The sequence below is a fragment of the Pseudomonas sp. FP2338 genome (genome assembly GCF_030687515.1).
Taxonomy (GTDB): domain Bacteria; phylum Pseudomonadota; class Gammaproteobacteria; order Pseudomonadales; family Pseudomonadaceae; genus Aquipseudomonas; species Aquipseudomonas salomonii.
The window spans coordinates 2,681,480-2,705,897 of record NZ_CP117436.1 but is presented as its reverse complement, the minus strand read 5'-3'; the positions used below and the strand labels follow the sequence as shown (position 1 = coordinate 2,705,897).

Annotated in this window: 12 protein-coding genes and 1 pseudogene; 8 read left to right on the top strand and 5 right to left on the bottom strand. The window is 59.2% G+C overall.

Annotated elements, in window-relative coordinates:
* Positions 1-110: 110 nt before the first annotated feature.
* Positions 111-3,821, top strand: coding sequence for a methionine synthase (gene metH, locus PSH96_RS12365; RefSeq protein ID WP_305459493.1), 3,711 nt, complete (start codon positions 111-113; stop codon positions 3,819-3,821).
* Between the two features lie 27 nt (positions 3,822-3,848).
* Here metH and PSH96_RS12360 read toward each other — a convergent pair whose 3' ends face one another.
* Positions 3,849-11,081, bottom strand: coding sequence for an NEL-type E3 ubiquitin ligase domain-containing protein (locus PSH96_RS12360; RefSeq protein ID WP_305459492.1), 7,233 nt, complete (start codon positions 11,079-11,081; stop codon positions 3,849-3,851).
* Between the two features lie 199 nt (positions 11,082-11,280).
* Here PSH96_RS12360 and PSH96_RS12355 point away from each other — a divergent pair, with 199 nt between their 5' ends.
* From PSH96_RS12355 to PSH96_RS12330, 6 genes and pseudogenes are all read left to right on the top strand, one after another.
* Entirely contained in the window at positions 11,281-16,164 is a 4,884-nt protein-coding gene (locus tag PSH96_RS12355; RefSeq protein ID WP_305459491.1) for a hypothetical protein, read from the top strand.
* 294 nt (positions 16,165-16,458) lie between these two features.
* Entirely contained in the window at positions 16,459-16,677 is a 219-nt protein-coding gene (locus PSH96_RS12350) for a DUF2970 domain-containing protein (protein ID WP_305459490.1), read from the top strand.
* Positions 16,678-17,093: 416 nt separating this feature from the next.
* Positions 17,094-18,752, top strand: a complete 1,659-nt coding sequence (locus PSH96_RS12345; RefSeq protein ID WP_003190712.1) for a nitrite/sulfite reductase — start codon at positions 17,094-17,096, stop codon at positions 18,750-18,752.
* A complete protein-coding gene (locus tag PSH96_RS12340; protein ID WP_017136920.1) occupies positions 18,736-19,230 on the top strand; it encodes a DUF934 domain-containing protein in 495 nt (164 codons plus the stop codon). The genes PSH96_RS12345 and PSH96_RS12340 overlap by 17 nt, the downstream gene beginning before the upstream one ends.
* Before the next feature lie 162 nt (positions 19,231-19,392).
* Positions 19,393-21,117, top strand: a complete 1,725-nt coding sequence (poxB, locus tag PSH96_RS12335; protein ID WP_305459489.1) for a ubiquinone-dependent pyruvate dehydrogenase — start codon at positions 19,393-19,395, stop codon at positions 21,115-21,117.
* An 87-nt stretch (positions 21,118-21,204) separates the two neighbouring features.
* Positions 21,205-21,426, top strand: a pseudogene (locus PSH96_RS12330) (NAD(P)H-dependent oxidoreductase); the annotation flags it as partial.
* 351 nt (positions 21,427-21,777) lie between these two features.
* On the opposite strand, the gene PSH96_RS12325 reads toward PSH96_RS12330, so the two are convergent.
* On the bottom strand, positions 21,778-21,906 hold the full coding sequence (locus PSH96_RS12325) for a hypothetical protein (protein WP_305459488.1): 129 nt from the start codon (positions 21,904-21,906) through the stop codon (positions 21,778-21,780).
* Positions 21,907-22,420: 514 nt separating this feature from the next.
* Positions 22,421-22,978: an NADPH-dependent FMN reductase gene (locus tag PSH96_RS12320; protein WP_305459487.1), complete on the bottom strand. Its 558-nt coding sequence runs from the start codon at positions 22,976-22,978 to the stop codon at positions 22,421-22,423.
* 227 nt (positions 22,979-23,205) lie between these two features.
* Here PSH96_RS12320 and PSH96_RS12315 point away from each other — a divergent pair, with 227 nt between their 5' ends.
* Positions 23,206-23,442, top strand: a complete 237-nt coding sequence (locus tag PSH96_RS12315) for a hypothetical protein (protein WP_305459486.1) — start codon at positions 23,206-23,208, stop codon at positions 23,440-23,442.
* A gap of 61 nt (positions 23,443-23,503) precedes the next feature.
* Here the strand turns inward: PSH96_RS12315 and PSH96_RS12310 are convergent, their stop codons facing one another.
* Both PSH96_RS12310 and gspG read right to left on the bottom strand, forming a co-directional pair.
* On the bottom strand, positions 23,504-23,848 hold the full coding sequence (locus PSH96_RS12310) for a hypothetical protein (protein ID WP_305459485.1): 345 nt from the start codon (positions 23,846-23,848) through the stop codon (positions 23,504-23,506).
* Positions 23,849-23,951: 103 nt separating this feature from the next.
* Positions 23,952-24,398, bottom strand: a complete 447-nt coding sequence (gene gspG / locus PSH96_RS12305) for a type II secretion system major pseudopilin GspG (protein WP_305459484.1) — start codon at positions 24,396-24,398, stop codon at positions 23,952-23,954.
* Between the last annotated feature and the right edge of the window lie 20 nt (positions 24,399-24,418).

Sequence of the window (24,418 nt, the reverse complement as noted above, 5' to 3'; positions counted from 1 at the left end):
CAAGGCCCACCCCAACATGAACGATATTCATGCAAAACCACGACATGCTCTAAATCGGCACAGGTTTGTTATGATTCACGCCCTCCGAAATGCCTGACCAGAGTAGCCCCATGTCCGACCGTAGCGTTCGTCTGCAAGCCCTTCATCAAGCCCTCAAGGACCGAATCCTGATCCTCGACGGCGGTATGGGCACGATGATCCAGAGCTACAAGCTCGAAGAGCAGGATTATCGCGGCAAACGCTTTGCTGACTGGCCCAGTGACGTCAAAGGCAACAACGACCTGCTGGTACTCACCCGCCCGGACGTGATCGGCGGTATCGAAAAGGCCTACCTGGATGCCGGCGCCGACATTCTGGAAACCAACACCTTCAACGCCACGCGTATTTCCATGGCCGATTACGGCATGGAAGAACTGGCCTATGAACTCAACGTCGAAGGCGCCCGCCTGGCGCGCAAGATCGCCGATGCCAAGACCCTGGAGAACCCGGACAAGCAGCGTTTTGTCGCCGGCGTGCTTGGCCCGACCAGCCGCACCTGCTCGCTGTCGCCGGATGTGAACAACCCCGGCTACCGCAACGTGACCTTCGATGAACTGGTGGAAAACTACACCGAGGCCACCAAAGGCCTGATCGAAGGCGGCGCCGACCTGATCCTGATCGAGACCATCTTTGACACGCTCAACGCCAAGGCCGCGATCTTCGCCGTGCAAGGCGTATTTGAAGAACTGAATATCGAACTGCCGATCATGATTTCCGGCACCATCACCGACGCCTCCGGCCGTACCCTGTCGGGCCAGACCACCGAAGCGTTCTGGAACTCGGTGGCACACGCCAAGCCGATCTCGGTGGGCCTCAACTGCGCCTTGGGCGCCAGCGAACTGCGCCCGTACCTGGAAGAACTGTCGAACAAGGCCAACACCCACGTTTCGGCGCACCCCAACGCCGGCCTGCCCAACGAGTTCGGCGAGTACGACGAGCTGCCGTCACAAACCGCCCAGGTCATCGAAGAGTTCGCCCAGAGCGGTTTCCTCAACATCGTCGGCGGTTGCTGCGGCACCACGCCGGGCCACATTGAGGCCATCGCCAAGGCCGTGGCCGGTTACGCGCCACGCGTAATCCCGGACATTCCCAAGGCTTGCCGCCTGTCGGGCCTGGAGCCGTTCACCATTGATCGCAGCTCGTTGTTCGTCAACGTCGGCGAGCGTACTAACATCACCGGTTCCGCCAAGTTCGCCCGTCTGATCCGTGAAGACAACTACACCGAAGCCCTGGAAGTCGCCCTGCAGCAGGTGGAAGCCGGCGCGCAGGTGATCGACATCAACATGGACGAGGGCATGCTCGATTCGAAGAAGGCCATGGTCACCTTCCTCAATCTGATTGCCGGCGAGCCGGACATCTCCCGCGTACCGATCATGATCGACTCCTCCAAGTGGGAAGTGATCGAGGCCGGCCTCAAGTGCATCCAGGGCAAGGGCATCGTCAACTCCATCAGCATGAAGGAAGGCGTCGAGCAGTTCATTCATCACGCCAAGTTGTGCAAGCGCTACGGCGCGGCGGTGGTGGTGATGGCTTTCGACGAAGCCGGCCAGGCCGACACCGAAGCGCGTAAAAAAGAGATCTGCAAACGCTCCTACGACATCCTCGTGAATGAAGTCGGCTTCCCGCCGGAAGACATCATTTTCGACCCGAACATCTTCGCGGTCGCCACCGGTATCGAAGAGCACAACAACTACGCTGTCGATTTTATCAACGCCTGCGCCTATATCCGCGACGAACTGCCGTATGCGCTGACCTCCGGCGGCGTGTCCAACGTGTCGTTCTCCTTCCGTGGCAACAATCCGGTACGCGAGGCGATCCACTCGGTATTCCTGCTGTACGCGATCCGCAGCGGCCTGACCATGGGTATCGTCAACGCCGGCCAACTGGAGATCTACGACCAGATCCCGGCTGAACTACGCGATGCCGTGGAAGATGTGGTGCTCAACCGCACCCCGGAGGGCACCGACGCCCTCCTCGCCATCGCCGACAAGTACAAGGGCGACGGCAGCGTCAAGGAAGCCGAGACCGAAGAATGGCGTGGCTGGGAGGTCAACAAGCGTCTGGAACACGCGCTGGTCAAGGGCATCACCACGCACATCGTCGAAGACACTGAAGAGTCGCGCCTGTCGTTCGCACGTCCGATCGAAGTGATCGAAGGCCCGCTGATGTCGGGCATGAACATCGTTGGCGACCTGTTTGGCGCCGGCAAGATGTTCCTGCCCCAGGTGGTCAAATCCGCCCGTGTAATGAAGCAGGCCGTGGCCCACTTGATCCCGTTCATCGAACTGGAAAAAGGCGACAAACCGGAGGCCAAGGGCAAGATCCTGATGGCCACGGTAAAAGGCGACGTGCACGACATCGGCAAGAACATCGTCGGTGTGGTGCTTGGTTGCAACGGCTATGACATCGTGGACCTGGGCGTGATGGTGCCTGCGGAAAAAATCCTGCAAGTGGCCAAGGAACAGAAGTGCGACATTATCGGCCTCTCCGGTCTGATCACACCGTCATTGGATGAAATGGTGCACGTGGCCCGCGAGATGCAGCGCCAGGACTTCCACCTGCCGCTGATGATCGGTGGCGCCACCACCTCCAAGGCGCACACGGCGGTGAAGATCGAGCCCAAGTACAGCAATGACGCGGTGATCTACGTCACCGACGCCTCGCGCGCGGTGGGTGTGGCCACGCAGCTGCTGTCCAAGGAGTTGAAGGCCGGATTCGTCGAAAAGACCCGCCTGGAATACATCGACGTGCGCGAGCGCACCTCTAACCGCAGTGCCCGCACTGAGCGTCTGAGCTACCCGGCCGCCATCGCCAAGAAGCCGCAGTTCGACTGGGCTACTTACACGCCGGTGGTCCCGACCTTTACCGGTGCCAAGGTGCTGGACAATATCGACCTCAGGGTGCTGGCTGAATACATCGACTGGACGCCGTTCTTTATCTCCTGGGACCTGGCCGGTAAATTCCCGCGCATCCTTGAAGACGAAGTGGTCGGCGAAGCGGCGACCGCGCTATACGCCGATGCCCAGGAAATGCTCAACAAGCTGATCGACGAAAAGCTCATCAGCGCCCGCGCGGTGTTCGGTTTCTGGCCGACCAACCAGGTGCAGGACGATGACCTGGAAGTCTACGGTGACGACGGCCAGCCGATTGCCAAGCTGCATCACCTGCGCCAGCAGATCATCAAGACCGACGGCAAGCCCAACTTCTCCCTGGCCGACTTCGTGGCGCCCAAGGACAGCGGCATAACCGACTACATCGGCGGTTTCATCACCACCGCAGGTATCGGCGCCGAAGAAGTCGCCAAGGCGTATCAGGACGCTGGCGACGACTACAACTCGATCATGGTCAAGGCCCTGGCCGACCGTTTGGCCGAAGCCTGCGCCGAATGGCTGCACCAGCAGGTGCGTAAGGAACACTGGGGTTACGCCAAGGACGAGCAACTGGACAACGAGGCGCTGATCAAGGAGCAATACAGCGGCATCCGCCCTGCCCCGGGCTACCCGGCGTGCCCGGATCACACCGAGAAAGCCCAGCTGTTCCAGTTGCTCGACCCCGAGGCGCGGGAAATGCACGCCGGGCGCAGCGGTGTGTTCCTCACCGAGCACTACGCGATGTTCCCGGCGGCGGCGGTCAGCGGCTGGTACTTCGCCCATCCCCAGGCGCAGTATTTTGCCGTCGGCAAGGTCGACAAGGATCAGGTTGCCAGCTACACCGCCCGCAAAGGCCAGGACCTGGCCGTGACCGAACGGTGGCTGGCACCGAACCTGGGCTATGACCACTGAGGTCGATCAGGCCAGGTCAGGGGCGACTTACGTGCGCCATGACGGGCCGGGCTGAGGCGACGGCGGAGCGGGCACTGGCGCATTTCGACCAATACTCGCCAGCCGTTGCATCTCCGTGCGCGACAGCTCCATCAGTTTCTGGGTGCGGGCAGTGAGGCGCTCAACCTCAAGTTGCCCCAGCGCAACCTCATAACGTTGGAGGCTGGCGGCATCCGATCGATCGATGTGCTCATCCTCCAAGGTGCCAAGCCTTTGATCGAACTCATCGGTAAGTGCCGCCAGCGGCCCGGCGTAGCGCTGCTCCAGGTAGCCAACCCAAGAGGGCTGGCCAACCAGATATTCAATAAACGCAGTGGAGTTTTCCGCCGCGAGAACTCCTGCCCTGGCCCTCGCCAACACCGTCCCTTCAATTGGCCTGCCATAGAGCATGCTCAACGGCTGCCCCGGCAGTTCCAGTCCGTCAGGCCACCCGCTGGTCAAGCCGATGCGGTATTCCAAGCGGACCTCGGCACGGTCGGCGTGGAACGCCGCCGCCTCGGCCAATTCCTCGGTTCTTTGCAAACGGAATAACTGCCGCGCCAGGTCCAGCAGAGCACGGCCTCGCAGGTCGGAGTTTCCTGGCGGAAGGCCCCGCAAGGCACGGTACTCATAGGCCCGTACGCTCATCTCGCTGAACGTCAGAATGCGTCCATCACCGCAGGCGGCGTGGGTTTCCGCTTCGGCGAAGACCAAGGCGCGCAACTCGGCATTTTCTGCGATATTCGCCATCAGGTCCCATAGACGCTGGATGAGAACCGATCGACGCAGGGTAAATTCCGAGGTGTTACGCAAGGTAGAAATCAAATGGAAAAACCGCTCGTGCCCGGGCGTCTGTGCCAGTTGGTTCCACAGTGTCGTTCGTTGCGCGACTTCGTCCCGGCCAGACGTGCTCAACCATGGCTCCAATGCCGCCGGCGCAACATCCGCGTGCGGATTGACAAGCACCTCAGGCGCTTGCACCTGCCCCATCGCATCATTGCTATCGCCGTCGGAATCCGAATCGCTGCTATCGTTATCAGAACCTTGTGAGTCGGAGCCGGGCTCGTAGTCAGAATCGAGCCGGCGCGCCGCGCGGTCCATGTCGCCTCGCGAAATCCCCATCACCTCCTGGGTGCGACCACGGGCAATACCGTAATCGCGCATGGCCCGAAGATCAGAAGGATTGAGTTCATTCTCGGACAAGTCCGTTGCGAGAACCAAGCCATCATGTTGACCATCGAGAAGCACATCGTCCGGAATTTCCGTCAAACTATTGCCACTCAGGTCCAGTGTGGTCACGTGCTGTGCGTCCAAGAGGCCGTCAGGCCATTGAGCGATGCGGTTATAACCCAGGTTCAATGTTTCCAGGCGCGTGAACGGTCGAGCGTCAAACGCTTGCAGGTCATTGTGGCTCAGATCCAGCCAACGCAGACGCTCGCCGGCCAGCCCCGACAAAGAGGACGCATTCTGGAACTGATTGGCATACAAGGCCAGGTGCTCAAGCTGCCCCATGTGCTGCACCGCTTCGGGCAGTACCGTCAACTCATTGCCGCTGAGAACCAGCCGGGTCAATTGCGGGAATCTTCCCAGAAATCCGTTGCTGCCTTGGTTCGTCAACTGAACCGCTGTGAGGTCCAGGCTGCGAACGTGCGGAAGCTGCACCGCAAGCTCTGGGAGATCACCGGTTTGCAAGCCTTGCAGGCTCAGGCTTTCAACCGCGGCGCCGGTGCGGCCCGCGACCACGCCCTGCTGCCAGGAGGAGCGGATGGTGGCTGCAGCCTGGCTGCGACTCTGGGCGCTAATCAGCCCATTGGCCGTGCGCACCTGGCGGGTAAAGATCCAGCCATTCAACTGGCGCGTCAGCTCATCATGATCCCGGGACCATTGGTTGATCTGTGTGTCTATCGCCTCGGCGTCCATTCCCGTGTTGCGCAACTGTTCGAGCCTCAGCGCGGCCTGTTCGGGGGTCAATGTCGAATTCAACCGTAACAAGCGTTCGGCAGGTCCCATTGCGCCCTCGATTGCCGGAAGCGGCGGCAACAAATGAGCGGCAATCGAGGCCGCCGTTTCCGTCGGCGCAAACACCGGCGGCGCCGGCTCTTGGGCAAAACGACTCAATGTACCGCCAGGCAACCCCCTGGTCGTCTCGATTTGCCCCCGCGCGGTGTTCAGCGCAGCCTCACCCTCGGGGCTGAATCGGTTGCCTGCAAGTTCAGTGCACAGCAGTACGTCCGGGTGACTGAGGACGGCCGGTGTGAGCGTGGTCAACTGGTTGTCACGCAAATCCAGGCCGGTCAGTTGCCCCAGGCGCTCGACGCCCGTCGGCCATGCCTGCAGATGGGTCTGGCGCAGGTTCAACGCCGTCAACTTGGTCAGCTCGCTGACGTCTAGTGTGCCCAGCAGATTACTTTGCAGATTCAACACTTGCAGGTTTTTCAACTGATTGAGTCGAGCCTGTACGGCGGGCGTGACCACAATGGAGTTATCCGACAGATCCAGTCGCGCCAGTTCTGGCAGGCCAGCTGCGGGCGTCGGTATTTCGGTGAGACGACTGTAGCGTATCGACAGGTTCTCGACGCCTTCGAATGCCCGGACGAAACCGCTGACCTGGGCCTCGGGCAAGCCGTCCAACCAACTGAGATTCAAGGTTTTTACATGGGAAAAGGTACCGGCCGGCAATACCGGCAACTCGGTAATGCGCTCCTCGTTCAGATCCACGAGCGTCAGGTTATCATCGGGCAGTTGGAGCGTCGTAATGTCGTTATCAACCTCCAAGCCATAGCGTTTGCGCACGACGTCACGCCAGTTGCTCTCAAGGGCGCGCAATACCTTGGCATTGACGCCTGTCCTCCAGCCGTCCACCGCGAACTGGTTGCGGAACCCGGCGACAGGGGATTTGCGGTAGAACTTTCCGAAGATGCCTGCGTACTCAGCGCGCAGCACCTCAACGGCCGCCATCCGCGTTTGCGCGGTGTCCCACCGGGCCATCACGGCGTTCGTCAAACGCTCGCTGATCATGTTCATGTTCATCAGCACTGCCAGTTCTCCACGGGCAAACCCTCTGACCATCTCGTCCAGGTTCACCACGTGCAGCCCTGGCGTGCCTTTGTAGGTGGTGATGTAGCCGTAAGCAGGCATGAATGCCTCATGCGTGAACTTCGACCAGTCCAGGGACAGCCCCGCCCACAGCCATTCATGCCGGGTATATAGCGAAATGGGCAGCTCACAGATGGCTGTCTGCCCCAGGTCCAGGCGTTCAAGCGACCTGAGCTGCTGGACATACGCCGGCCAGCGCATCGGCACATTGGGAGCCTTTATGGTGAGCTTTTTCAACTGCCGCAATGGCGTTAGATCCAGGGCGTTGAACGAGTCGCCACTGAAGCCGAAGTAACCGACTTCAAGGCTTTCGAGCCGGGTCAATGCCGCCAGCCTCGAGGGCAACTCGGGTGCCAGGCGCGCGGCATTGAAATACAGGTCCAAATGCTTGAGGCCCTGCAGTTCACTCAGCGCCTGGGGTACGTTGGCCAGCGTCGGACTCGTCATTCGCGGTGGATCGATCGAGAGTTTTTCAACCTTGGGGAAACTGCTCAGCAGCCCATCGACACTACCGTCGTGTATGCCGGCGCCCCCTACCCATAACTCCCGCACATGGGAAAAATCCGCCGTCAGTGGCGGTAGAGGGTCAGCCAGCGTCATGGTCAGCACATCCGCGCCCGGCTCCTTGCCGGCGAGAAAAGACCTGCTCCAGCTGCGCTTGAGCATGTACGCGGCCGCTTCATTGTAGACCCGGTTAGATCCTGAGTTATTGGCCCATTGCTCAAGTGTCGACTCCAACTGGACCCGTTCGTTAAAACGCTCACGCAACAGAGTGGCAATCTCCCGGCCATTCTTGCCGGCCTTGGCTTGCTCGAAGAGAAACTGGCGGACGTGCTCTTCCTGCATGTCCGGATAAACTTTGTTCACTTCACGCGTGATCGCCGGGTTCAGGCCCGGACCACGTCCACTGGCGTAGTAACCCAGCAATGTGGCGCTGACCCTGACCGGTGGCTTGAAGGTGCGCCCGGGTGTTTCCAGCCAACCTGGCGCCTCAATACGATGCCGATCGGCCAACTCGATGATTTTTTGTTGCAACTCTGCATGCTGACTGACCTGCGGCAGCCCCAGACTCTGGCGGGCCTCGTCGGGCATGGCGTGCATCAGCGAAGCGAAGAAATTGTCGCCGACCCTGGGTATGCTGTTCAGCGCTTGCCGCTGTTCGTCGAACGCTTGAAAGGTGGGGCCTTGTTTGACCACATATTTTTTCTCGCTCGCGGTGTCTGCCCCAATACTGTCGAGCAATGTGCCGTGGGTACTACCGTCACGCACTTCCAGGCGTAACGTGCTCGGCCAGCCCGGAAGTTTTTCCAGCGCCCGCAGCGCCAATCGTCGACTGTCCCTTTGGCCCATGACCTCGCTGCGCAGCCCCGCATAGGCACGCGTCACCCGCCCTTCCCGTGCATACCAACGCGCCTCCTCCAACAGGTTCAAAGGCACGCGCTGCGTGGTGTCAAACCGCACGATTTCATCGGGGAGGGCATGGTCGATGACCGTTTGAGCGGCGGCCTCGCTGAGCCCCGGGCAAACACGCTGCAACCGTTGGATACGGCTGTTCACCGGTTCGGTGCCCTTGTAGATACTGTCAAAAATCGCCGGTTGGCGCTGGCGTGCGTAATCGACGAGCTGCTTGTCGAACTCCTGTGGCCTCGATTCGTAGACCCGTGCCGGCTCGGCTCCGAGTAACTGCACGACTTCGGTCTCATCGAGCCCTGCCAGCACCTGCCGGGACAGATTGCCGCCAAGCACGTCAGCGCGATGCACCTTGATGGAAGGTTTTACAGCAGCGCCCTTGGACGCCTGTCGAGCGGTGTACTTGCCCGATTTCCCCGACAGCTCATTGCCTTCGAACACCTCCAAAACCCGACCCGATGGCCATCTGGGCATATCCGTGATCAGCGGCAACGCATACAGGTACAGATCATCAATCGGCTGCGCCCCTTCCAGCTGCTTGATCACCCGTGCGACGTCCGCATCGGCTTTGAACAGGCGCAGACTGTCTTGCAGCTCAGGGGGTGCAACGGTGTGGTCCACATGCATCTTGCGCAGAGTGTTGTCGCTGACACCACTGACATCCGCGATCTTGAGTAACTCCTGATCGGTAAACATCTCGGTTTCATGCCCCATGCGACGCAACAACGTCGTGCGATCCCACTCCAAAGGCCGCTCCAGTGTATGCTGCCAGGCGCCTCGGCCGTTGTGATTGAGGATCGGTTGGTACGCCTCAGAGTCGCTGGGGTGCTTGATCCGCCACTTCTTCAGCGAGTCGTCGAAGTACTGCTCATACACCTTGCTGCCTTCACGAATATAGGTCCTGCCCTCTTTCACGTATTGGCCCATGGTATTGGGGCGCAGCTCGGCGCCCAAGGTTACCGGGCTCTCATAGCGGCTCAGGCTCGGCTTCCACAGCCGTACCTGTCCGTCGGGCTGCTTGACTTGGCTCAGCGCTTCAATCACCGGTTCAGGGTTGGCCGCTTTCCACTTGTTGACCCCGGCGCCTACACCCGCCATCAGGGCAATCTGTGCGAGGTTCTCGGCCACATCGATCAGGTGCGCTTTGGCTGCCTTCAGGTCGCCCTCGCCCCATTCAATCGCCCCCTCCAGGGTTTCGTAGAGCAATTGCCCGGCCATTACCACCATCATGACCTCTCCCAGGACCGGGACGAACATCGAGATCATGTTCAAGCCCAGCATGCCCAGCTCCAGCAAATGCGCAAGCTTGGCTTCGCGCGCGCGGGCATCGACATCCGCCGTAGGCACTGCGTGAGCGCGGGCGTCGGCGATGAGCCGCTCGCGATGTTGTTCGTAGGAGTACTTCCAGAGGTCGATATTTTCAGCCCATATGCCATGCCCGCGCCGCACCAGCGTCGAGGGCGAGAGGTACGGGTTGTTGTTCGGCTCCAGTTTCGCGGGCTTTTCGGGAGGCAGCTCTTTAATCCCGGTAATGGAGTGCGGCGTGACGAAGTCGATAATTTTCCTCCACGGCGAGCGCCAGACGTCTGTCGGTGAATCAGCGGCCTTCTGAGTGAACTGGCTGAAGTAATAGCCTCTCTTTTCGTAAGGCACGAACTGACTGAAAAACACCTGGTAAGGCGTCGGCGACGGATCATCGGGCTTTGCCGCGTCGCGGGCGGTGAACAGGCGCTTGAACTCGGCCTCCATCTGCGACCAGCGGTAGCGCTTGAGCGGATGCTCCGGATCCTGGGGGATATACAGAATCAGTTCATCGGGATAGGTGTATTTTTTGCAGATGACGAAGGCTATGCAGCCGGTCATCCTGAGCTTCATCAGGCTAAATGTCCTGAACCAGACTTGCTTGTCACCCATCCAGGGATGAACTTCACCATTGATCACCGACACAATCATCCGATGGTCCGCAGGCTCGATATCGCCCTTGAGCAGCGCCTGTTCGGCGGCTGCCTTAACAGCAGCCTTGTGGCTGGCGACAAAGTGCTCACGCAAGGTGACTTGCGTCGCGCCTTCCTCAGGGTAGAAAAAGCCCTGCAAATACGCCTGGTACTTGGCGCCGATATCCAGGCTGCGGCACAGGCTCAGAAACTGGCTGACCGTCAGGTTGACGGTCACTGCATGGTAGGTGCCGGGCGTAGGGGTGGCCTCGATAAAACCCGAGGTATTGTGGTACGCCCCTTCCTCGCACTCATAAGCCTCGAAGTTATGCAGGGCAGCGTCGAGCATGGACAATTTCAGGAAATCGAAGGACGCAAGTTCTATTTCGGCAATCCCGATTGCCAGGGGACGCCGCAGACAAAGCAGGGTTTTATCGACATCGACCTGGACCTGGACCTGGTATTGGTCCTTCAAGGCTTTAAGCAGCAAGGGCCTGGCAAAGTCATTGATGTCCTGGAAGGTGGACATCGTTTTGTCCAACCGGGTCTGCGCGATGAAACTGTCGAGCACACTGCTGGTTACCACACTGCGCTGTTCGGGCGAAGCGTTCTGGAAAAAGGCAGGCATTTTCGTGCCGGCTTCCTTGAGCGCTTGTTTGCGTGCCGGCGTGGCATCGATCAGCCATTGCGGGCTGGCTTTCTCAAGGAAGTCGCCGTGCAAGCTCTCGGTGGCATGAAGTTTTAAATGGGTTGCTTCGCCCGTTGGCGGAACGGGCGAAGCAGACTCGGGTGAATCGACCATGTTGTCACTCCTTTGAAATGGAATGACAGAACATCACGCCGCTCGCCGCGCCCGGTGGTGCATATGTGACGGCGTTTTCTGTGTATCTGCACGTACCCCATTACCGCCTGCCGAATCGTCCAGTGGGGTTTGCTGTGCCGCACCGATCACTGGAACCGGTGGCCGATACACCGGATACCCACAGAAAAAGGATTTCGTTATGCCCACCCCCACTACGTCCCCCATGCCCAGCGGCCTGGAGCAATTACCCGCGCAGGCTATCCACGCCCGTTTCGCCACGCGCCCAGCCTTGTTTTCAGTGGTGCTCAATGCACTGCGCAGCCGTATCCTGGAGCGCTATCCCTCGCTGAAACTGAACTTGCCAGCCACCCAACTGGGCATCCCGACGCCCTCTGGCCATTACACGTTCAAGGCGTTGATGGAGGTCGCTATCGAACATGTGTTGAAACCGCAACTGCTCGAGCTGCACAGTCAACGCGAGCTGCCGTACTTCCTCACTCAAAACCCACCCAAAATCCTCAAGCCCGAGACCCCGCCCCTCATCGACATGCAGGTCATTGCGAAGATCATCGACGAGTTGCCCTCTTCAATTTACCTGCATTTCCAGAACGACCTGGCCGCCTACTGGAGCACTCTCGATAGCCATGGCAGCAGCCGTTGGCAATGGCTGAGCGAATTTCTCAACTGTCAAATGACCGCCGCGGCAGCCGGCCCCTCGGACCTGACCGAAACACAGCGGGACATGCTGGCGGTGACCGCCGCCTGGCCGGAGCGCGTTGAACGCCTACCCCGCTCCACTCCTGCCACCTATGCCTATTTCATTGAAACTACCTTCTCCAAAGCCGGGCAAGACCAACGCCTGCTGACACCGGACCTGCTGCTAGTACGTGATAAACAGGTGCTGCTGTGCAGTGTGGCCGGGGTTATCGAGCCGTTTGACTCCATTGATGCCTTCGGTGACGCCTGGGGCAGCAGAATGCAGCTTCAGTTCCAGTGCGACAGCATCACCTGGGCCCGCAATGAGCCCGAAGCCAACGTGTTCGAACAGCAGGCCGGGCTTATTCTCAATCAGCAGCTCGAAGACCTGGCGACCCTGTCATTTCAGGGGCAAGACGAAGCCACGCTCGGACGCGCCCTGGAAAAACTGACGGACCCGGCCCTGCTTTTCATCAAGGCGCCCGTGGCCCCCACGGCGGTGCTGCAAAAGGTCAACGATCAACTGCCCGATTGGCTCAAACAGGCCAATGTCGACGACCGCTTTGCCTATCACCGCCATCTGCAGGACATGTCGCGGGTGATGAAACAGAACCAGGGGCGCTCTTTCAACGAGGGCATTGAAAACATCCACGACTTCACTCGCGACGCATTGCGCAAACAGATGCAGGTCGACCACGCAGATTACGACCCTGACACGGTGGAGGTGGACTTCGCCGTGTCTACCGGCACCCCTGACGGTTTCGGCATTACCGAGCATGTGATCATGTCGCTGACGGAGCTGGCCGTGAAAAACCTCTCCGATAAACCCAGAGGTACGCCGACGTACTCTTCGACAAGCGCCGAGCCGCTGCCGGACTGGTTGAACGACGACTACGTGTCGGGCAGCGATGGGCTGATCCAGCGTGTCGACATTGGTACGATCTACCCGCGGAAAATCAAGGACCTGCTGCTGTCCGACACCGACGAGGCGCACCGACGAGAGGCCGTGTTTACCCGCGAACTCAAGGTCAAACTGCCGATGCAGGCGCTGGAATACAGCATCAGGCAGCAGTACGGCGTCACCACCACCGGCTATCGTTATGTGAAGGCGCTGATGGGCGAAACACCCGCAGACCGACTTGTAGACGATCAAGAGGTCGTCCTGCGCCCATTGGCTCTGTGCCGCAAGCTGGGCGCCACACCCGATACCGTCAATAATATGTTCGTGATCGAGCCCAGGGACGCCAACATCGGCCCGCACCTGCTTTATCGACCGCTGTATACCGAATGCCTGTATCAATACCCGACGCGCCAGGCGCTGCTGGATGCAATTGCAGCCCCGGGCGCATTGCAAGACAGCGTATTGACTTGGCTAACGGAAAAAGCCCGTCCCATTTACGCTCATGGCGGTTTTAAAGAGCCGCATATCATTCGCTTTCTGCCTGGGGATGAATTCGATACAGCTGAACAGCCCGCCCCCGCAACACTGACCGTCGATGAAGGCGCCGACGAATGGCTGCAATCGCAGGTCAACGGCAAGCTGCTCAATCATTTGTTCGGCAGTGCCGCACGCGCCATGGTCGACCTGGCGGATCGCGAGTCGGTCTCCAACAGCGAAAGTCGTTGGGCCATTATGAAAGAAGGTTTCTGGCTGCTGTTCAGTATCGTACTGCCGCTGCTGCCGGAGCCAGCGATGTTGGCGGGTTGGCTCCTGACCCTGGCCAACAGCATGGAACAAGACGTGGCGGGGCTGGCCAGCACTGACCCGGCCACCCGTGAACTGGCGCTGATTGATCTGTTTCTCAATATCGCGCAGGTGCTACTGCATGTCGCCACGCCTTCCACCCGAGCACGACAGCCGCTAGTGAAACTTGGCCCGCAAGACAGTGCCCTGCACCTGAAATCCTGGCGCCGCCCCGAGGGTACGTCTGATGCGCAGGGTACTGTGCGGTTTCGACAGGGCGCGGTGACCCTGCCGGGCGAGCCTCTGGCGACAGGCCAGACCACAGTGGACTTGCGCAGCTCGCTGGCCAGCCCCAAGGCTGGCGCGACACTGCTCAAGGACTTGTTCGATGCGCGCGTGCCGTGGCCCGAGCCTCTGCCCACCCCAGAGCCCAGCGGGCGTCTCAGGGGCTTGTATAAAATTGGCAATGCCTGGCACGCCAGCGTCGGCGGGCTGTTGTTCCGGGTCAGTGTGGTGCCTGGCTTCGGCGAGGTTTTTCTGGCTGATCCACGGCGCCCGCGGCATCCCGGCTTCAAGCTGACCAACGATGGTCAAGGCCATTGGCGGTTGGACCGAAAGGTCAGACTGGAGGGGGGCATGCCTAAGGATCGGATCAATAAATTGATCAAAAAACGCGAAGATCGCATCAACCAGCTGAAGTCAGAGTTGACAATTTCCGATGCAATAACGGAAAAATTGAAATCTAAGGTCCAACCGTTTTTCGACGCCATAAAAAATGCCCAGGATGTATTGACTCGACGCAAGGCCGCGCTGAGAGCGGATTGGCAAATGCTCAACCGCACCGACTTGCAGCCGCAAGAGCGCGACAACGTCGTTACGCGTCATCAACAAAGACAACAGTCGGCGGCCCAAGCCGAGACCGAGTGGAACCGCGCAATCGCCAAGCACCGGGAAGAAACCCAAGCGCTGGTATCCGCACTTGAGCGAAGCGAAACAGCGGCGCGAGAACTCGAAGACCTGGATAGAAAGCAAACGCAAATACGATACGGGACAACTCGAGATAACGCCGCAGAAAACCTTTTCGGTCACTGGTTATCGACCTATAACACCCTGCTTGAAAGACTCATATTTCTTCAGGAAAACCGGCTCGGCGAGAACTACGTTGAAACGCTGCGCCGTGTCGACACAGAATTGTCCGGCGGCGGCACTAACGCCTACGTGGAGTTCATCGACGACGAGATGAAACGACTGGAGGCCCTCAATGGACTCTTCGAGGCCGCAGAAAAAATCGAAGCCGTCCTGCAGCGATCGACCACGGCACTGCGCGAGAAGCTTGTAAAAAATTTTACACCTGGGCGCACGGTATCCTCAGTTCTCATAAAACAACAAAAACTGATACCGCTTTTTGAGTTGATACTCAACCGCGCGCTTGGCTCCGGTACAGCAGAGGAACGTCCTTTCGTTGATACACTCGCCGATCGCCACGCAACTATCCGCACAATAAACGCGCATACGGAAATGCGTACAGCCAATGGTTACACAGCGGCCGAGCAAATTGCTGTGCTCAACGATGTGCTCCACCTGTATGAGCGACTGGAGAACGCCGTTAACTCGTTGACTGAAATGGATTCTGTGCTGTTGCGAGCGCGCTATCGAACGCTTTTCATGGAGCAACTCGGCGAGAGCCGAGCAAGTCTTGAAGCCCAACTGACGAGCTTGATCCTGGCCGAAGAAAAACTTGCCCCTCAACCGGCTCCCGACAAAGCCAAACGCTCGAAAAAACCTGATCGCAGAGTGATCAAAACCAGCGCCAATCGGAATCTGATTGGCGACTTGCGCCCCAGTCAGCCTGAGACACCCGGCAACTTCGTCGATATTCAAGATCCCATCACCGGGCAAACGCTCGCCACTTACCATGAACACGCCAATGATGGGCTTTGGCACAGCGTTGAGCCTGCCGCCCCAACGAGACCGGTTACCCCGCGTACGGTGCGTTCATTGAACACGATAAAACGCAGCGCGGAGACTGTGATAGCCCAAAGGGCGGGAATTGAAAGCACGATACGCGCCCAGAAGCAAAAACTCGGTGACCCCACCCGCAGAGAAGCCCTAAGCCCGCTGGATTGGGATGACATGTTGACCCAGCACGCCAACAAGGTGTCGGCCCTGGCCGATGAAGTCGAACGCGACCACAGTGTCAACCCGGCGTCCGCCGCACTGATAAAAACATACCGTGACGAGGCGAATAACCTGATAAAACTCGCCCATAAGGAATGCGCTGAGGGGTACATGCAACAGCGCCCCGAAGCCTTCAAGGTTGCCTATCTGTGGAGACACGGATTTGTCGATATCAATATCGTCCAACGTCGTAAAAAATTGAAGACCGGCTACCTTGACGAATACACGATCCGGGTTAAAAGCAAAATAAAAGCAGGCCTACCGATCGAGGACACCATCTTGTGGTACGCACACTTCCATTACCCGGACGTCAAGACCCCCGCATCGGAATCCAGCTTCGGTCACCTGAAGACTAAAGCCGAGCAGCTCGTTACACGTAGACAATTGATCGAGCAGGCACGCACGGACAATCGTGAAGTGATCAACCTGGCTAAAGCCACGATCAAGCCACCGCTGGATCGCGAACTCTTCCTGAATCTGGAAATCGCGCGGGAAGCACGGGAAGCTGCCCTGAATAAGCCCTGATACGCAAGATAGCCGCAAAAAATCCGATGCCATTTCTGTGGCATCGGATTCTTATGGCAACCCATCAAGCCCCATGCGCTTTCCGACCGTTGAAGGAAGTCGCTATCGCACACGTGCTAAGCCCACAACCGCTTGACCTGCACTCAAAACGTGAGCTGCCGTACTTCCTCACTCAACAAATCCCCAATATCCTCAAACCCGCAAATCCACCACCGGATCTGCTACTTGTGCGTGATAAACACACGTTGACAGATTGTCTATGCTCTTTTAGGAAACCTTCCTGACGAGGGCTATATGGACGATCCAATCGGCAACAAACCGCCAACCTTCTGGCAGATGCTTCACAGCGTGATGGCTGCAGCCTTCGGTGTACAAAGCGGCAAGAACCGTACCCGCGACTTCACCCATGGCAAACCCAGCCATTTCGTTGCCCTGGGCATTCTGTTCACGCTGGTATTCGCGCTGACGCTGTATGGCATCGTCACGCTGGTAGTGCACTTGGCGGGGGTGTAGCGCAAATAAGACGAGGGAGCGGTGTGATCGCTCCCTCATTTGCCTTACCTCAGGAGCTCGCCCTCTTCCCTATTGATGGCTTACCCAGAATACGGCGGTCCCGACCACCAGGATGATCAGAAACAAAATCGCCCAGGCATCCACGGTACTGTCGGGTTTACGGGCTTTAGTCGGATTGCTCATCGCATCGCCTCTTATCGGTTTTGTAGGTGATTGCACTCAAACACGCTCACAGTAAAGTCGATGATTGCCCGCATGACAAATGTGGGTATGGCGATAACGGTTCTCATTAGTCAGTTTGGTTATTTACATATACCCAAACATCACTTTTGCGCATATACGCAAACTGGTATCGTGCGCCGGCTCCGTTGGGAGTGCGCGGCCGTGCGCGCAGATTTGCCGAGAACAGGACCTATATGTACGTATACGACGAATACGATCAGCGCATCATCGAGGACCGCGTCAAGCAGTTCCGTGATCAGACCCGACGCTACCTAGCAGGTGAACTGAGCGAAGAAGAGTTCCGCCCTCTGCGCCTGCAAAATGGCCTTTATGTTCAGCGCTTTGCGCCGATGCTGCGGGTGGCCGTGCCTTATGGCCAGCTGACCTCGCGCCAGACGCGCATGATGGCCAAGATTGCCCGCGACTTCGACAAAGGCTACGCCCACATCAGTACCCGCCAGAACGTGCAGTTCAACTGGCCGGCGCTCGAAGACGTGCCGGACATCCTCGCTGAGCTGGCGACCGTGCAGATGCACGCCATTCAGACCAGCGGTAACTGCCTGCGCAACGTGACCACCGACCAATTCGCCGGCGTTGCCGCTGACGAGCTGATCGACCCACGCCCGTGGTGCGAAATCGTGCGCCAGTGGACCACCTTCCACCCGGAATTCGCCTACCTGCCGCGCAAGTTCAAGATCGCCATCAATGGCTCGACCTCGGACCGCGCAGCGATCGAAGTGCACGATATTGGCCTTGAGCCGGTGTACAACGCTGCCGGTGAGCTGGGTTTCCGCGTGCTGGTGGGTGGTGGATTGGGCCGTACCCCGGTGGTCGGCGCGTTCATCAACGAGTTCCTGCCGTGGCAGGACCTGTTGAGCTATCTCGACGCCATCCTCCGGGTCTATAACCGCTATGGCCGTCGTGACAACAAGTACAAGGCCCGGATCAAGATCCTGGTCAAGGCGCTGACCCCTGAGGTGTTCGCCCAGAAAGTCGACGCCGAGATGGAACACCTGCGCGGCGGCCAGACTACCCTGACCGAAGCCGAAGTACACCGTGTGGCCAAGCACTTCGTCGACCCTGAGTACAAAGCCCTGAGCAATCAGGACGCCGAACTGGCTGCCCTCGACCAGCAACACCCAGGTTTCGCCCGATGGCGCACGCGCAACACCCTGGCGCACAAAAAGCCGGGCTATGTGGCCGTGACCCTGTCGCTCAAGCCTACCGGTGTTGCCCCGGGCGATATCACCGACAAGCAGCTGGACGCCGTCGCCGACCTGGCCGAGCGCTACAGCTTCGGCCAACTGCGCACCTCCCACGAGCAGAACATCATCCTCGCGGACGTCGAGCAGAGCCAACTGTTCACCCTGTGGGGCGAGCTGCGCGAAGGCGGTTTTGCCACGCCGAACATCGGCCTGCTGACCGACATCATCTGCTGCCCGGGTGGCGACTTCTGCTCCCTGGCCAACGCCAAGTCGATCCCGATTGCCGAATCCATCCAGCGCCGTTTCGACGACCTGGACTACCTGTTCGACATCGGCGAGCTGGACCTGAACATCTCCGGTTGCATGAACGCCTGTGGTCACCACCACGTCGGCCACATCGGCATCCTGGGCGTGGACAAGAAAGGCGAAGAATTCTACCAAGTGTCCCTGGGTGGCAGCGCCAGCCGCGATGCGAGCCTGGGCAAGATCCTCGGCCCGTCCTTCGCCCAGGAAGCCATGCCCGAGGTGATCGGCAAGCTGATCGACGTGTACATCGAACAGCGCACCGAAGATGAGCGTTTCATCGACACCTACCAACGCATTGGCATCGACCTGTTCAAGGAGCGCGTCTATGCAGCGAATCATTAAGAACAACGAAGTCCTCGACGAAACCTGGCACCTGCTGCCCAAGGACGCGAGCTTCGACGGCATTTCCAACTGCGACGACCTGATTGTGCCGCTGGCCCTTTGGCGCGAACACGGACACGCCCTCAAGGCCCGCGACGGCGGCCTGGGTGTGTGGCTGGACGCCGACGAGGAAGCCGAAGAGATCGGCGACGACGTGCAGCACTTCCAGGTCATCGCCCTGAACTTCCCGGCCTTCACCGATGGCCGCAACTACTCCAACGCGCGCCTGCTGCGTGACCGTTATGGTTACAAGGGCGAATTGCGCGCGATTGGCGATGTGCTGCGCGACCAGCTGTTCTACCTGCGCCGTTGCGGGTTCGATGCCTTCGCCTTGCGCGCCGACAAAGACCCGTATGAAGCGCTGGAAAGCCTCAAGGATTTCTCGGTGACCTACCAGGCCGCCACGGATGAACCGTTGCCGCTGTTCCGTCGCCGCTGAGCCTGTTGCTGTGAAAAACCCTGGCTTGCCAGGGTTTTTTTATGGGCGGCGTTTAGTCGGCCCCATGACGCAATCTTCACATTTAAGGGTGAACATCCGTCGTGTTCGAACTGTCCTCTACTGATCAGCAGCCTTTAACCTCACTGACGATTGGAGTTCTTCATGGCGAAAATCAACCTGGCCCAGCAGTTGGCGACCACCCTTGAACAGGCGGGCATCAAGCGCATCTGGGGCCTGACCGGCGACAGCCTCAACGGCCTCACCGACGCCCTGCGTACCATGGACAGCATCGAGTGGATGCACGTGCGCCACGAAGAAGTGGCCGCCTTCGCCGCCGGCGCCGAGGCCGCTGCCACCGGCGAGTTGACGGTGTGTGCCGGCAGCTGCGGGCCGGGCAACCTGCATTTGATCAATGGCCTGTTCGACTGTCATCGCAACCATGTGCCGGTATTGGCCATCGCCGCGCAAATCCCCTCCTCCGAGATTGGCCTGAACTACTTTCAGGAAACCCATCCGCAGGAACTGTTCAAAGAGTGCAGCCACTTTATCGAGTTGGTCACCAACCCGGCGCAGATGCCCCAGGTGCTGCACCGCGCCATGCGCTCGGCGATCCTCAACCGTGGCGTGGCGGTGGTGGTGATCCCGGGCGATATCTCGCTGCTGGAAGTGGAAGACAAACTCAAGCCTTGGCCGGCCCTGCACGCGCCGCGCACCTTGCCGGCGGAACAAGACCTGCAGCGCCTCAGCGAGATCCTGCACAGCAGCGAGAAAGTCACCCTGTTGTGCGGCAGCGGCTGCGCCGACGCCCACGACCAGGTGGTAGCCCTGGCCGATGCCCTGGGCGCGCCAGTGGTGCATGCCTTGCGCGGCAAGGAGCATGTGGAGTGGGACAACCCGTTTGATGTGGGCATGACCGGCCTGATCGGCTTCAGCTCCGGTTACCACGCGATGCTCAACTGCGACACCCTGATCATGCTCGGCACCGACTTCCCGTATCGCCAGTTCTACCCGACCGATGCCAAGATCATTCAGGTCGACCGTAACCCGCAGGCGCTGGGCCGTCGCGCCACGCTGGACCTGGGCATCGCTGCCGATGTGAGCGAAACCATCGACGCGCTGTTGCCACGCCTGACACGCAAGACCGACCGCAGCTTCCTCGACACCTCGCTCAAGCACTATGAGAAAGCCCGCCAAGGTCTGGATGACCTGGCGCAGCCATCGAAGGCCGACCGACCGATTCACCCGCAGTACGTGGCGCGCTTGCTCAGCGAGCTGGCCGACGACGATGCGATCTTCACCGCCGACGTCGGCTCGCCCACCGTCTGGGCTGCACGCTATTTGAAGATGAACGGCAAACGTCGCCTGATCGGCTCGTTCAACCACGGCTCGATGGCCAATGCCATGCCCCAGGCCATTGGCGCGCAGGCCGCGTTCCCCGGGCGCCAAGTGATCTCGATGTCCGGCGACGGCGGCTTTGCCATGTTGATGGGCGACTTCATCTCGCTGGCGCAATTGAAATTGCCGGTGAAAGTCATCGTGTTTGATAACTCGTCACTCGGGTTTGTCGCCATGGAGATGAAGGCCGCCGGTTACCTGGACACCGGTACCGAGCTGAAAAACCCGGACTTTGCCGCCATGTCCAACGCCATGGGCATCCTCGGCATTCGCGTGGAGCAGTCCGAAGACCTGGAACCGGCCTTGCGCCGCGCCCTGGCCCATGACGGCCCGGTGCTGGTGGACGTGGTCACCGCTACCCAGGAACTGGTGATGCCGCCGACCATCAAGCTGGAACAGGCCAAGGGGTTCAGCCTGTACATGCTCAAGGCGGTGATGAGCGGGCGTGGCGATGAAGTGCTCGAACTGGCGCGCACCAACTGGTTGCGCTGAGCCTCAGTGGCGACGAACAGCGCCGTAGCGGACCACCACCTGGGTGATTATCTCAACCAGGCGCGGGTCCGCCTCCGGCGCGCTGAACAAAGCGCGGCCTGGACCACCCTCAAAGCGCTGGCGGCTCACCTGCATCAGGCCGATGTGCTGGTGTTTTCGGTGCCGCTGTGGAATTTCGCGATTCCCTACAAGCTCAAGCACTTTATCGACGTGGTGTCGCAGAAGGACGTGCTGTTTGAGTTCAGCCCGGAGCATGGGGTGCGGGGCTTGCTGCACAACAAGATCGCGGTGAATGTGTATGCGCGGGGGTGGCGCTTAAGCTTGCTGATCGATTGGGGGTTAGGATCTGCTGAGTGTATATCCGTTATTTAGGTAACGGCGGCTTATGGTTCCGCTCTTACAGCGGCTCACTTTTTGAAGGACCAAAAAGTAAGCAAAAAGTCCTCGCCCCAACACTCGGTGCCTCGCTGTGGCTCGGCATGCCCGCAATCCGACAGTGATTTGGGGGGCCGCCGCCACGCGCCATCCATGGCGCGGGGCGGCTAAACCGGCATCCCTGCCGGTTTACCCCCCAAATCACTGTCAGATTCCGGCCATCGTGTTTGACGGGGCGATTTCAGATCAAGATCAAAAGCGCAGATCAAAAGACCGCTGACTTCGTCATCGAAAAGGATGTAAGGGCCGGAGCAACAACAACAACAACAACAACAACAGCAACAGCAACAGCAACAGCAACAGCAACAGCAACAGCAACAGCAACAGCAACAGCAACAGCAACAGCAGAGCCATACTCGGTCAAAGGTGGGAGCGGGCTTGCTCGCGAATGCGGTGGGCCAGTGACAGATAAATTGACTGACCCACCGCATTCGCGAGCAAGCCCGCTCCCACATTTAGACCGCGTTGCATCAGGTAGATAGGCTTTTGACTTGCACTTGATCTGGCCTTTGATTCAACCACTCAGGTCGGCTTTCAGGCCGCCGTGCTCTGTTTTTGATCTTGATCTGCTTTTGATCTGAGGCGCCCCGTCAACCACGCTGGCCGAACGCAGGCTTGAATCCGTGGGTAACCCGGCAGGACGCCGGGTTAGCCGCGCTGGGCCAAGGATGGCCCATCGCGGCGGCCCACGGATTCAAGCCGGAGTGAGGGCATGCCGAGCCTAGGCGAGGCACCGAGTGGTGGGGCGAAGACCTTTTGGTTACTTTTGGGGCGTTTGCCAAAAGTGACCCGCCGTAAGGGCGGAACCCTAAGCAGCCGTTACCGCAGCAACGGATATGCCCCCAACCACCACGCCCTAACCCCCCCATCAGCCCAACTGTTTCTCAACCCACTTACCATACCCATCAATAAACGCCTGCAAAAACGGCCGGGTCTTCTCAGACACCTTACCCGCCTCATCAAACACACTCCCCGCCCCGCCCAGGTACGCCTCGGGCTGCTGCATGCAAGGCACATCCAGAAACACCAGCGACTGGCGCAGATGGTGGTTGGCACCAAACCCACCAATGGCCCCCGGCGACACACTGATAATCGCCCCAGGCTTACCCCCATAGGCACTTTGCCCATAAGGACGCGACCCAACGTCAATGGCATTCTTCAACGGGGCGGGCACGGAGCGGTTGTATTCCGGGGTCACAAACAACACCGCGTCGGATGAACGTACTTGCTGACGGAAAGTACTGTAGGCTGCCGGCGGTGCTGCACCGTCGATGTCCTCGTTGTAGAGCGGCAAATCGCCAATTTCCACAATGCTCAACTTGAGATTGGCGGGGGCCAGTTCGGCCAGTGCCAACGCGACCTTACGGTTGATCGAGTCTTTTCTAAGGCTGCCAACCAGGACGGCAATCGTGTAGACCTTGCTCATGAGGTTTTCCCGACGTCTGACTAAAGGAGCTTGTAGTTATAGAGACTTCACGACAGCTTCACCAGTGAGTTTTGATAATCTCAACGCCGTTTGCCACGCACTCACCAGCGTAGGAAACGTCGAAAAACATCAAAGAATAGTATTTTTTTTCCATAGGTAAACTACCCCGCTCCATGACGGTCTACAGAACCGCAAATCGAGTGTTTATCTCCAGAGGTTCTAAACAGATGGCTGCAGTACTTGTCGGACAGTTCCATGCCAGAGACGCGGAAGGACGCGTGTATTCCGTGCATGAGTTCCAGGAATCCAACCCGGCGCAGGACAGCCAGGCTGGCTCGCCGCCTACCACCACCTACAAGCTGGCCATTGGCGACCGTGTAGAAAAATTGGAAGGCGATGAATTCAAATTGATCCAGTCGGGGACCATCATCACCCGCGAATCGCAAACCATCCTCGCTTCATAAGATCCCGCCTTATCGACCTGCTCAGTCCTGGCCATTACTGGCGTTGACTGGGCCGGGGGGATCACGGGCGCCGCATCTGCGTCACCTCCACGTCCTGCTCGCCGTCCAGTTGCTTGAGCGTTACCAGCAACCGCCCCCGCTCGCCTTCAACGGCATACAGCGAACGCCTGTAGCCCGGCGTGCCGTAAGCGGGATACGCCACCACCTGCCTGACCAGCGCAATCTCCAGCACCGCCCCCACCTGCTCGCTCACCTGTTCCTGAGAACGGATAAACGCCTCAAGGGCGTGGTTTTCCGGGGTGCGTTCGTCTTGATTATTGAGGAGATAAGCAGCCACGCAACCAATGGTCACCAAGACCAGCAGTTGTTTGGCCCTTATCCCGAAAAACGTCGAGGGTAGAGGCATGTGAGACCAGACCTGTTGTTGTTTTAAGTGCCGTGCGAGCGGCATTGGTCGTTGATGATCAGCTGCGTCATTCTAATCGGGTCGATGGGGAATGCCAGGTGCTTCAGTGGTCGCCGTAAGTAATATCCTTGTTATCGCCGACGCCGCCGAGGGTCCGGTCCTTGCCGAATGAAAACAGATCGAAGGCGGTGTTGGGCTGGGTCGCCGGGTAGTGGTACTGATAGGCAATGCCCCAAGGGTCGGTCAATAGCTCTTCCTTGACATAGGGGCCTTTGCCGTTGGCCGACGGCGCAGATTGCGCGGTCAACACCTCCAGGCCCTCCTCATCCGTAGGATAGCGGCCGGTGTCCTGATGGAACTGCTCGACAGCCTTGCCCAGCTCAGCCACCTGAGCCTTGGCGGTAGCGATCTCTGCCAGCGTCACATCCCCGAACAGGCGTGGCCCCAGCGCCAGGGCCAACAAGCCAATGATGACCAGCACCACCAGCACAGCCCAGCGCGTGAAGCCACGCTGGGTGGGTATTTTTGCGGTTACAAGACTTGCCGGCATGATGAGGCTCCCCCTTTCCC

Bases quoted from the DNA above. Each gene is read 5' to 3' on its own strand.
- metH (WP_305459493.1), top strand. From the start codon at position 111: ATGTCCGACCGTAGCGTTCGTCTGCAAGCCCTTCATCAAGCCCTCAAG.
- PSH96_RS12360 (WP_305459492.1), bottom strand. From the start codon at position 11,081: ATGGTCGATTCACCCGAGTCTGCTTCGCCCGTTCCGCCAACGGGCGAA.
- PSH96_RS12355 (WP_305459491.1), top strand. From the start codon at position 11,281: ATGCCCACCCCCACTACGTCCCCCATGCCCAGCGGCCTGGAGCAATTA.
- PSH96_RS12350 (WP_305459490.1), top strand. From the start codon at position 16,459: ATGGACGATCCAATCGGCAACAAACCGCCAACCTTCTGGCAGATGCTT.
- PSH96_RS12345 (WP_003190712.1), top strand. From the start codon at position 17,094: ATGTACGTATACGACGAATACGATCAGCGCATCATCGAGGACCGCGTC.
- PSH96_RS12340 (WP_017136920.1), top strand. From the start codon at position 18,736: ATGCAGCGAATCATTAAGAACAACGAAGTCCTCGACGAAACCTGGCAC.
- poxB (WP_305459489.1), top strand. From the start codon at position 19,393: ATGGCGAAAATCAACCTGGCCCAGCAGTTGGCGACCACCCTTGAACAG.
- PSH96_RS12325 (WP_305459488.1), bottom strand. From the start codon at position 21,906: ATGGCTCTGCTGTTGCTGTTGCTGTTGCTGTTGCTGTTGCTGTTGCTG.
- PSH96_RS12320 (WP_305459487.1), bottom strand. From the start codon at position 22,978: ATGAGCAAGGTCTACACGATTGCCGTCCTGGTTGGCAGCCTTAGAAAA.
- PSH96_RS12315 (WP_305459486.1), top strand. From the start codon at position 23,206: ATGGCTGCAGTACTTGTCGGACAGTTCCATGCCAGAGACGCGGAAGGA.
- PSH96_RS12310 (WP_305459485.1), bottom strand. From the start codon at position 23,848: ATGCCTCTACCCTCGACGTTTTTCGGGATAAGGGCCAAACAACTGCTG.
- gspG (WP_305459484.1), bottom strand. From the start codon at position 24,398: ATGCCGGCAAGTCTTGTAACCGCAAAAATACCCACCCAGCGTGGCTTC.